The 10,510-nt window shown below is 71.2% G+C and carries 8 protein-coding genes; 4 read left to right on the forward strand and 4 right to left on the reverse strand.

Annotated elements, in window-relative coordinates; translation table 11 throughout:
• The first annotated feature begins 155 nt into the window (after positions 1 to 155).
• On the forward strand, positions 156 to 758 hold the full coding sequence (locus ACZ37P_RS27505; RefSeq protein ID WP_355349613.1) for a DUF6114 domain-containing protein: 603 nt from the start codon (positions 156 to 158) through the stop codon (positions 756 to 758).
• On the forward strand, positions 748 to 2,073 hold the full coding sequence (locus ACZ37P_RS27510; RefSeq protein WP_391044642.1) for a hypothetical protein: 1,326 nt from the start codon (positions 748 to 750) through the stop codon (positions 2,071 to 2,073). The genes ACZ37P_RS27505 and ACZ37P_RS27510 overlap by 11 nt, the downstream gene beginning before the upstream one ends.
• A gap of 95 nt (positions 2,074 to 2,168) precedes the next feature.
• On the opposite strand, the gene pyk is transcribed toward ACZ37P_RS27510, so the two are convergent.
• The 3 genes from pyk to pta all read right to left on the reverse strand — a co-directional run bounded on the left by pyk (position 2,169) and on the right by pta (position 6,889).
• Positions 2,169 to 3,587: a pyruvate kinase gene (gene pyk / locus ACZ37P_RS27515; protein ID WP_355349607.1), complete on the reverse strand. Its 1,419-nt coding sequence runs from the start codon at positions 3,585 to 3,587 to the stop codon at positions 2,169 to 2,171.
• 75 nt (positions 3,588 to 3,662) lie between these two features.
• Positions 3,663 to 4,811, reverse strand: coding sequence for an acetate/propionate family kinase (locus ACZ37P_RS27520; RefSeq protein ID WP_391044645.1), 1,149 nt, complete (start codon positions 4,809 to 4,811; stop codon positions 3,663 to 3,665).
• Complete coding sequence (gene pta / locus ACZ37P_RS27525) at positions 4,808 to 6,889, reverse strand: phosphate acetyltransferase (RefSeq protein WP_355349601.1); 2,082 nt, start codon at positions 6,887 to 6,889, stop codon at positions 4,808 to 4,810. The genes ACZ37P_RS27520 and pta overlap by 4 nt, the downstream gene beginning before the upstream one ends.
• 178 nt (positions 6,890 to 7,067) lie before the next feature.
• On the opposite strand from pta, the gene ACZ37P_RS27530 reads away from it, so the two are divergent.
• Both ACZ37P_RS27530 and ACZ37P_RS27535 read left to right on the forward strand, forming a co-directional pair.
• Positions 7,068 to 8,066, forward strand: a complete 999-nt coding sequence (locus ACZ37P_RS27530; RefSeq protein ID WP_355349598.1) for a 2-hydroxyacid dehydrogenase — start codon at positions 7,068 to 7,070, stop codon at positions 8,064 to 8,066.
• Positions 8,067 to 8,175: 109 nt separating this feature from the next.
• On the forward strand, positions 8,176 to 9,201 hold the full coding sequence (locus ACZ37P_RS27535) for an ATP-dependent 6-phosphofructokinase (RefSeq protein ID WP_355349595.1): 1,026 nt from the start codon (positions 8,176 to 8,178) through the stop codon (positions 9,199 to 9,201).
• Positions 9,202 to 9,259: 58 nt separating this feature from the next.
• On the opposite strand, the gene ACZ37P_RS27540 is transcribed toward ACZ37P_RS27535, so the two are convergent.
• Positions 9,260 to 10,276 carry a chitinase gene (locus tag ACZ37P_RS27540; protein ID WP_467349086.1) on the reverse strand — a complete coding sequence of 339 codons (1,017 nt, stop codon included), beginning with the start codon at positions 10,274 to 10,276 and terminating at the stop codon, positions 9,260 to 9,262.
• Between the last annotated feature and the right edge of the window lie 234 nt (positions 10,277 to 10,510).

Consider the following 10,510-nt stretch of genomic DNA (forward strand, 5'->3'; position numbering starts at 1 on the left):
AAGGGGGGGGGGGGGGGGGGGGGGGGGGGGGGGGGGGGGGGGGGGGGGGGGGGGGAGGAGGGGGGGGGGGGGGGGGGGGGGGGGGGGGGCCCCCCCCCCCCCCCGGCGCCACCGATCGATCTCTCAGCAAAGCCAGTCCCAGGGAGCTGTTTCCTATGAGCGCCGAGTCAACAGGACTGAGTGCCCGGATCCGTTATTGGCGGCTGTCGTTCCGCCACTGGCGTTGGGGGCGCCCGTTCTGGGCGGGTCTGCTGACCCTCCTCGCCGGAGTGCCGATCGCCTACTTCCCGTACGCGAACCTCACGCTCGGCCAACTGACCGTCCGGATGGCGACGACCGCGGGCTCCGGCTCGCTGATCATCGGTGTCCTGCTGTTCGTGCTCGGCCTCACCATGTGGTTCCAGAGCGCGGTACGCATCTTCGCCGGTGTCGCGTCGATCCTGCTCGCCCTGGTGTCGCTGGTGGTCTCCAACTTCGGCGGCTTCCTCGTCGGCTTCCTGCCCGCGCTGCTCGGCGGCGCGCTCGCCGTCTCCTGGGCGCCGGGTGTCCCGGCGACCGACGAGCCGGGCGAGAAGGCGGAGCTGCCCGACGGCGCCCCTGAGGGCGGCGGCGACGAGAACGCTCCGCCCACCCTGCCCGCGCAGTCCCAGGGGCCCCACGAGCCCGCTGAGGCGTACGGACAGCCCGAGCCGGTCCACGCCGGAGCGCGGCCCGACGAAGAGAACACCGAGGAGAACGGGAGGCACCGTGCTGGGTGACGACGCTCAGCAGGCCGAGAGCGACGGGTCCCGTAACCGGGCCACCTCGGGACCGCGGCACGCGGCTCCCCGCAAGTCCCTGCTGACCAAGCTGCACGTGCCCGCCGGGAAGGCGGTCGCCCTGGCCGCGATGCCCACGGCCGTACTGATGGGCATGGGCTTCACGCCGCATCTCGCGCAGGCCGACGAGATGCCCAAGAACCCGTACAAGCCCGGCCCCTGCGTGACTCAGTCGGACACCCCGAGCCCTTCGGCCTCCAAGAGCGCGGCGGACGGCAAGGCCACGGACAAGCCGGGCGGGCAGGAGACGTCGAAGCCGACGACCGGCCCGAGCCCGTCGAGCAGTCCGAGTCCTTCCACGAGCCCGGAGGCGCCCGCGCCGACCGACTCGGCGAAGGCCCCGTCGTCCGACAGCGGCGCCGACAGCAAGACCGAGAACACGTCCCGGGCGACCGGCACGCCGAGCGCGACCCCGAGCCCGACCAAGTCGGTCAACCCGTGGGACCCGCTGGGCCTGGGCGACCTGGTGAGCGGGCTGCTCGGCGGCGGCAAGACCCCGACCGCGACGCCCACCACCCAGGCCCCGCAGCCGGACCCGGCGCCGACGACGGCGAAGCCCGAGCCGAGCACGTCGCCGTCGGCGAGCGCGCCCGCCAAGGGCGACGACCCGGTGGGCACGGCCGGCAAGACCGTCAAGGACACCGTGGACACCGCCGTCGGCGGTCTCGACAAGACGGTGAAGGACGCCAAGGACGCGGCCAAGGACGCCAAGGACAAGGCGTCGCCCAGTGCCACCCCGAGCGCGGGCGGCACCGACGACCCGCAGTCCTACCCGTGCCCGGTGTACGACGCGAAGGCGCTCGCCGACGCCGATGTCGAGCAGGGCATACCCCTGCTGCCGGACACCCCGTGGGTCCTGAAGACCACGAAGCTGACCCTGCACGGCCTGTCGTACCACGGCATAGTCAAGGTCAAGACGCACAACGGCACGGTGAAGGACGTCCTGAAGTTCACCGTCTCCGGCATCGACATCGACAATCTGCACCAGATAGTCGACGGCCCCAAGGGCACGAAGACGAACGTCGAGGCGGCCAAGGGCTCCACCTCGAAGTTCACCAACGGCACGGTGACGCTCTACACCGAGTCCCTCAGCGGCAATCTCCTCGGGCTGATCCCCATCACCTTCACCCCGAAGGCGCCCCCGCCGCTGACCCTCCCCGAACTGTTCTTCACCAACGCCACCGTCATCCAGGCGGCCCAGTTCGGCGGCACCCTCCACGTCCCCGGCATGCACATCTACGGCACCCCCGGCTAGCCGAGCCCCCAACACCGCGCGGCCCGCACCCCTTTCGGAAGGGGCGCGGGCCGCGGGCGGTCGCTGGTCGCTGGTTTCTCCGGGGGAGGGGGCGGTCAGTCGCCGAGGTGGTGGACGCGGACGAGGTTGGTGGTGCCGGGGACGCCCGGAGGGGAGCCGGCGGTGATGATGACGGTGTCGCCCTTGGCGTACTCGGAGAGCTTGAGCATCTCGCGGTCGACGAGCTCGACCATGGCGTCGGTGTTGTCGACGTGCTCGACCACGAAGGACTCCACACCCCAGGTCAGCGCGAGCTGGTTGCGGGTGGCGGGGTCGGTGGTGAAGGCCAGGACCGGCTCGGGCACGCGGTAGCGGGCCAGGCGGCGGGCGGTGTCACCGGACTTGGTGAAGGCGACCAGGGACTTGGCGTCCAGGAAGTCGCCCAGCTCGGCGGCGGCGCGGGCCACGGCGCCGCCCTGGGTGCGGGGCTTCTTGCCGGGGGCCAGCGGCTGGAGCCCGCGGCACAGCAGTTCCTCCTCGGCGGCCACGACGATCCGCGACATCGTCTTGACGGTCTCGATCGGATACTTGCCGACCGACGACTCGGCGGACAGCATGACCGCGTCCGCGCCGTCCAGGATCGCGTTGGCCACGTCGGACGCCTCGGCGCGCGTGGGCCGCGAGTTGGTGATCATCGACTCCATCATCTGGGTCGCCACGATCACCGGCTTGGCGTTGCGCCGGCACATCTCGACCAGCCGCTTCTGCACGACCGGCACCTGCTCCAGCGGGTACTCCACGGCGAGGTCGCCGCGCGCCACCATCACCGCGTCGAACGCCGCGACGACGCTCTCCATGTTCTCGACCGCCTGCGGCTTCTCCACCTTGGCGATGACCGGGACGCGGCGCCCCTCCTCGTCCATGACGCGGTGCACGTCACGGACGTCCTTGGCGTCGCGCACGAAGGACAGCGCGACCATGTCGACGCCCATCCGGAGCGCGAACCGCAGGTCGTCGATGTCCTTCTCGGACAGCGCCGGCACGTTCACCGCGGCGCCCGGCAGGTTGATGCCCTTGTGGTCGGAGATCACGCCGCCCTCGACCACCAGCGTGCGGACCCGCGGGCCCTCGACCTCGATGACGCGCAGCGCCACGTTGCCGTCGTTGATCAGGATCGGGTCGCCCTTGGAGACATCGCCCGGCAGACCCTTGTACGTGGTACCGCAGATGGACTTGTCGCCCGCGACGTCCTCGACGGTGATGGTGAACTCGTCGCCCGCGATCAACTCGACCGGTCCGTCGGCGAATTTGGCGAGGCGGATCTTGGGACCCTGGAGGTCGGCGAGGACTCCGATCGCCCGGCCGGTCTCGGCGGCGATCTTACGGACGCGCTGGTAGCGCTCCTCGTGCTCGGCGTGGCTGCCGTGACTGAAATTGAAACGGGCCACGTTCATGCCCGCCTCGACCAACGACTTGAGCTGGTCGTAGGAGTCGACGGCGGGACCCAGGGTACAGACGATCTTGGCTCGGCGCATGGGCGCTATCCTATCGGTTTGTTCCGCTCCGGAATATTCCAGGGGCGGTCGTGGCTGCGGGACGGTCAGCCATGCTTATTCGGTCGCCAGTACGTAAGTATCGCGGGCGATCTCCAGCTCTTCGTCAGTGGGCACCACCGCGACGGCCACCCGCGACGCCGCCGCCGAGACCAGCCGGGCCGCAGTGCCGCGAAGCGCGTTGCGTACAGGGTCCATAGTGACACCTAGATTGTCGAGACCCAACAAAGCCGCTTCGCGAACTGCGGCCGAATTCTCGCCGACGCCCGCCGTGAAAGCGATCGCGTCCACCCGGCCCAGCACCGCGCTGAAGGCCCCCACGTAACGGCGGATCCGGTGCGCGTAGACGTCGAAGGCGAGCTGCGCCGCCCGGTCGCCCTCGGCCATCCGGCGGCCGATCTCCCGCATGTCGTTGTCACCGCACAGGCCCAGCAGACCGCTGCGCTTGTTCAGCAGCGTGTCGATCTCGTCGGTGCCCATGCCGGCCACCCGCTCCAGGTGGAACACCACCGCCGGGTCGAGGTCGCCGGAGCGGGTGCCCATGACCAGGCCCTCAAGGGGCGTCAGGCCCATCGAGGTGTCCACGCACACCCCGCCGCGCACCGCGGAGGCCGACGCGCCGTTGCCCAGGTGCAGCACGATCACGTTGACGTCGGCCGGCTCCCTGCCGAGCAGCTCCGCCGTCGCCCGCGAGACGAAGGCGTGCGAGGTGCCGTGGAAACCGTAGCGGCGGATGCCGTACCGGTCGGCGGTCGCCGCGTCGATCGCGTACCGCGCCGCGGCCTCCGGGATCGTCGAGTGGAAGGCCGTGTCGAAGACCGCGACCTGCGGCAGATCGGGCCGCAGCTCACGCGTCACCTTGATACCGGTGATGTTGGCCGGATTGTGCAGAGGTGCCAACGGCACCAGCTCCTCGATCGCGGCCACCACCTCGTCGGTGATCAGCGTCGGCTCGGTGAAACGCGTACCGCCGTGCACCACCCGGTGGCCGATCGCCGCCAGCTCCGGCGAGTCCAGGCCGAGGCCCTGCTCATCGAGCTGCTCCGCCACGGTGTGCAGTGCCGCCGCGTGGTCGGGCGCACCGCCGCCCTCGCCGATCCGCTCCACCAGACCGGTCGCCAGACGCGCGTGGTCGGCCATGTCCAGCAGTTGGTACTTCACCGACGAGGAGCCGGAGTTGATGACCAGTACACGGGTCGCGCTCACGGGTTCTCTCCCTGGGCCTGGATCGCGGTGATCGCGACCGTCGTGACGATGTCCTGCACCAGCGCGCCGCGCGACAGGTCGTTGACCGGCTTGCGCAGACCCTGGAGCACCGGTCCGACGGCGACCGCGCCCGCCGAGCGCTGCACCGCCTTGTACGTGTTGTTGCCGGTGTTCAGGTCGGGGAAGATCAGCACGGTCGCCTGCCCGGCCACCGCGGACCCCGGCATCTTGGTGGCCGCCACCGAGGGCGCCACCGCCGCGTCGTACTGGATCGGCCCCTCCACCAGCAGGTCGGGCCGCCGCTCGCGGACCAGCTCGGTGGCCGCCCGCACCTTGTCGACGTCCGCGCCCGAGCCCGAGGTGCCGGTCGAGTACGACAGCATCGCGATCCGCGGCTGTACGTCGAAGCGGGCCGCGGTGCCCGCCGCCTGGATGGCGATGTCCGCCAACTGCTCGGCGTCCGGGTCCGGATTGACGGCGCAGTCGCCGTACACCAGCACCTTGTCCGCCAGGCACATGAAGAACACCGAGGAGACGATCGCCGCGTCGGGGCGGGTCTTGATGATCTCGAAGGCCGGGCGGATCGTCGCCGCCGTGGAGTGCACCGCGCCCGACACCATGCCGTCGGCCAGGCCCTCCTGGACCATCAGGGTGCCGAAGTACGACACGTCCGCGACCACGTCGTACGCCAGCTCGTAGCTGACGCCCTTGTGCGCGCGCAGTTGCGCGTACAGCGCGGCGAACCGGTCCCGCAGCGGTGAGGTCTGCGGGTCGACGACGCTCACGCCCGGCTGGTCGAGGGAGATCCCGAGGTCGGCCGCCTTCTTGCGCAGCGTGTCCTCCTCGCCGAGCAGGATCAGGTCGCAGACCCCGCGGCGCAGCAGCACCTCGGTGGCCCGCAGAATTCGTTCCTCGCCGCCCTCGGGCAGCACGATCCGCTTGCGCGCCGACCGGGCCCGCTCGATCAGCGCGTGCTCGAACATCATCGGCGTCACCCGCGCCGACCTGGCGACCGACAGCCGCTCGGTCAGCTCCGCGGTGTCCACATGCGTCTCGAACACGCCCAGCGCCGTCTCCGCCTTGCGCGGTGTGCCCGCGCCCAGCTTGCCGTCCAGCGCGAACAGCCCGGCCGCCGTCGGGAAGGAGCCGGTCGCCACCGACAGCACCGGGGTGCCGGGCGCCAGCCGGTTCGCCAGCGCCAGGATGTGCGGCGGCGGCTTCTCGTCCAGCGTCAGCAGCACCCCCGCGATCGGCGGCGACCCCGCCGAGTGCGCCGCCAGCGCCCCGATCACCAGATCCGCCCGGTCGCCGGGCGTCACCACCACACAGCCGGGGGTCAGCGCGGGCAGGAACGTCGGCAGCATCGCGCCGCCGAACACGAAGTCCAGCGCGTCCCTGGACATCCCCGCGTCGTCGCCCAGCAGCACCCGCGCGCCCAGCGTCTCCGCGATCTGCGCCACCGTCGGCGCCGACAGCGCGGGCTCGTCCGGCAGCACGTACACCGGCACGTCCGGGACCCGGCCCAGCCGCTCCGCCGCCTCCGCGACCTCCGCCGGGGCCACCCGGTTCGCGATCATCGCGATCACGTCGCAGCCCAGATTCGTGTACGCGTGGTACGCGTTGCGCACCTCGGCGACCACCGACTCCGCCGACTGCTCCAGACCGCCGATCACCGCGAGCACCGACGCGCCGCACTCGTTCGCCAGCCGCGCGTTGACGCCCAGCTCCGCCGGGAGGTTGGTGCCCGCGAAGTCGGACCCCAGGATCAGCACCGTCTCGTACTCCGCCGCCACCCTCAGGTAGCCGTCCACCAACCGGGCGGTCAGCGCCTCCTGGCCCTGCTCGGCCTGGAGCGCCGCCGCCTCCTCGTACCCCATGCCGAAGACGCTCGCCGCGTCCTGGGTCAGCCGGTAGCGGCTGCGCAGCAGCTCGAAAATACGGTCGGGGGTGTCGTGGACCAGCGGGCGGTAGACGCCGACCCGGTCGACCTGGCGGGTCAGCAGCTCCATCACCCCCAGCTCGATCACCTGGCGGCCGTCGCCGCGGCCGATCCCCGTGAGGTAGACGCTGCGCGTCACGCTTGATCCGTCCGTTCTGCCCTGAACCCTTCGCGTACGGCCGTACGCACCCCTGACGCTAACGCTCCCGGGTACCGCCTGCCGCCCAGGGGCACCGGCCCGCCTCCGCGAGGCGTGGCGCGGGGCGCGCGGCGCGCACGTAGAGTGAGGAAGGACTCACGTAAGGAGGGCCGGTCCTGTGGACGTGTTGGCGACTGGGGTGCAGCGCGACGAGCGCCCTCTGCTGGAGGCGGCCTTCGGGGCGCGCCATCAGGTGCGGTGTCTTGAGACGTTCCTCACCAAGGACACCTTGCCGCTGGCGGCGGGGTACGAGGCCGTGTCGACGAGTGTGAACGCGGTGCTGGACGCGCCGGTGCTCGAAGCCCTGGTGCGCGGCGGCACGAAGCTGATCGCGCAGCGCTCGACGGGCTACAACAACATCGACCTGGACCACGCGGAGCGGCTGGGGATGACGGTGGCGCGCGTGGCCCGCTACTCCCCGTATTCGGTGGCGGAGTTCGCCTGGACGCTGGCCTCGGCGCTGAACCGGCGGATCGTGCGGGCGGCGAGCCGCACGCGCGACTTCGACTTCCGGCTCGACGGCCTGCTCGGCCGGGACTTCCACGGCCGTACGGTCGGCGTGGTCGGCACCGGCAAGATCGGCACCGCCTTCACCGCCATCGCCCGCGGCTACGGCATGCGGATTCTCGGCTGGGACATCGCGGTCAACCCCGCCTGCACCGAACTGGGGATGGAGTACGTCGAACTGGACCGGCTCTTCCGGGAGTCGGACCTGATCAGCCTCCATGTGCCGCTGATGCCCTCCACCCACCACCTGGTCGGCGAGCGGCGGCTGGCGCTGATGAAGGACGACGCGATCCTGATCAACTCCAGCCGCGGCGGCCTGATCGACTCCGCCGCGCTGGTCGAGACGCTGCGTGAGGGCAGGCTCGGCGGCGTCGGGCTCGACGTGTACGAGGAGGAGGCCGGGGTCTTCTTCTACGACAAGTCGCTGGAGGTGATGACGGACGACACCCTGGCCCGGCTGCTGACCTTCACGCATGTGCTGATCACCTCGCACCAGGCGTACTTCACGGTGGACGCGATCGACGAGATCGTCGCCGCCACCGTCCGCAATGTGGACGACTATGTGGCGGGCCGGATCACCGAGTGCACGCTGGTCCCGAAGTCCCCGTGACCTGGAGCCCCGCTCCGGGGTGACCAGGCGCTGTGATCCACTGGATACCGACAGCGCGTGACAGCACGCGCCACAGCAGCAGCCGACGACCGTCTGGAGAGACAGGCCCATGCGTATCGGAGTCCTCACCGCCGGCGGCGACTGCCCCGGCCTCAACGCCGTCATCCGGTCGGTCGTGCACCGCGCGCTGACCGGGTACGACGACGAGGTCATCGGCTTCGAGGACGGCTTCGTCGGCCTGCTGGAGGGCCGCTTCCGGCCGCTCGACCTCAACTCGGTGAGCGGCATCCTCGCCCGCGGCGGCACCATCCTCGGCTCGGCCCGGCTGGAGCGCGCCCGGCTGCGCGAGGCGGCGGACAACGCGGACGAGATGTGCGCCGAGTACGGCATCGACGTGCTGATCCCGATCGGCGGCGAGGGCACGCTGACCGCCGCCCGGATGCTCTCCGACGCCGGGATGCCGGTCGTGGGCGTGCCCAAGACCATCGACAACGACATCAACGGCACCGACCGCACCTTCGGCTTCGACACCGCCGTGACCGTCGCCACCGAGGCCATAGACCGGCTGAAGACCACCGCGGAGTCCCACCAGCGCGTGATGGTGGTCGAGGTGATGGGCCGACACGCCGGGTGGATCGCCCTGGAGGCGGGCATGGCGGGCGGCGCGCACGGCATCTGCATCCCCGAACGCCCCTTCGAGCCGTCCCAGTTGGTGGCGATGGTCGAGGAACGCTTCGCGCGCGGCAAGAAATTCGCCGTCATCTGCGTCGCCGAGGGCGCCCACCCGGCCAAGGGCAGCATGGACTACGGCGTCGGAGAGATCGACAAGTACGGGCACGAGCGCTTCGCGGGCATCGGCGCCACGCTGGCCATGGAGCTGGAGGAGCGGCTGGGCAAGGAGGCCCGCCCGGTCATCCTCGGCCACGTCCAGCGCGGCGGCGTGCCGACCGCGTACGACCGGGTGCTGGCCAACCGCTTCGGCTGGCACGCGGTGGAGGCCGCCCACAAGGGCGCCTTCGGTCACATGACCTCGCTCCAGGGCACGACGATCGGCCTGGTCCCGCTGGCCGACGCCGTCACCCAGCTCAAGACCGTCCCCGAGGAGCGCATGGAAGAGGCGGAGTCGGTCTTCTGACCCCGCCCCTTCCGCTGCTGCCCTCGCCCGAGGCCGGCTGAGGCCGTCTGACGCGGCCTCAGCCGGTGTACGCGGCCAGGGCCTTGGTGAAGTCGTACGTGTTCTGCGTGATGCCGCTGCACGAGTCGCCAGCGGACTCGCCGGAGCCGCACTTGCGGTCCCGGTTGAGGGCCCAGAAGCTGACGCGGGCCAGGTGGTGGCCGGTCGCGTAGGACACGATCGACTTGAAGTCCGCGAGCGAGACGGTCTCGCCCGCGCTGTCGGTCTTGCCGTTCATCGAGGACAGGCCGACCTTGCGGTAGGCGGCGTCGGAGGACAGCCCGTACGCGCTGGCGACGGCGTTCTTCAGGCCGTCCACCGCGGACTTGGTGGTGGCCAGCATGTCGGTGGTGCCGCCCTGGTCGTAGTCGAAGGGCATGACGGCCCAGGCGTCGATGTTCAGCCCGGCGGCGGCGCCCTTCTTGATCAGGTCCTTGCCCGCGGAGTCGGGCCCGGTCGGCGTGGTGCCGAAGGTGACGTAGATCTTCAGGGCGCTGTTGTTCGCGCGGACCGTCTTGAGCGCGTCGACCACCCGCTGCCGCACGGTCGCGTTGCTGAACTCGCCCGCCTCGATGTCGATGTCGATCGACTTCAGGGAGTAGGCGTCGATCACCTTCTGGTACGCCCCGGCGAGCGCGGACGCCGATGTGCACTTCTGGCCCAGCTTGTTGCCGCTGTAGCCGCCGAAGGAGACGGTGACGTCACCGCCCGCGTTCCTGATCGCGTTGATCGTGGACTGGTCGGTGCCGCCGGTCAGCGCGCGGCTGCCGTCCCACTTCGGGTTGCAGCCGCCGTCGGAGAGCATGAAGGCCATCGTGAACTGCTTGATGCCGGTCGCCGACATCACCGACGTGGCCGAGGGCGGGTTGCCCCAGCCCAGGTAGAGATAGGGCGCCGAGATGCCGCTGGGCAGCTCGGTCGCCGCCGCGTGGGCGGAACCGGCCGCCGTGCCGAGGCCGAGCGCGAGGGCGGCGGTCAGCCCGGTGGCGGCGGCGAGGGCGGTCCTGCGGAGGCGGGGGGTTGCGGAGGACGACATGGGGGGACACTCCTTGCCTGAGCGGGGAGTTGAGCTTCCGGAAGGGCCCGGAAAGGCGTTGCCGGAACGGTAGTAGCGCTGGCGTGTCCGCAACAAGGGTTTTGGTTAGGAAACTTTCCTGTCCTGCTGGTGGGGCGCAAACGGCCCCAGGGGGGGGGGGGGGGGGGGGGGGGGGGAGGGGGGGGGGGGGGTGGGGGGGGGGGGGGGGGGGGGGGGGGGGGGGGGGGGGGGGAC

Source organism: Streptomyces sp. NPDC024632 (genome assembly GCF_055559175.1).

Bases quoted from the DNA above. Each gene is read 5' to 3' on its own strand.
- ACZ37P_RS27505 (WP_355349613.1), top strand. From the start codon at position 156: ATGAGCGCCGAGTCAACAGGACTGAGTGCCCGGATCCGTTATTGGCGG.
- pyk (WP_355349607.1), bottom strand. From the start codon at position 3,587: ATGCGCCGAGCCAAGATCGTCTGTACCCTGGGTCCCGCCGTCGACTCC.
- ACZ37P_RS27535 (WP_355349595.1), top strand. From the start codon at position 8,176: ATGCGTATCGGAGTCCTCACCGCCGGCGGCGACTGCCCCGGCCTCAAC.
- ACZ37P_RS27540 (WP_467349086.1), bottom strand. From the start codon at position 10,276: ATGTCGTCCTCCGCAACCCCCCGCCTCCGCAGGACCGCCCTCGCCGCC.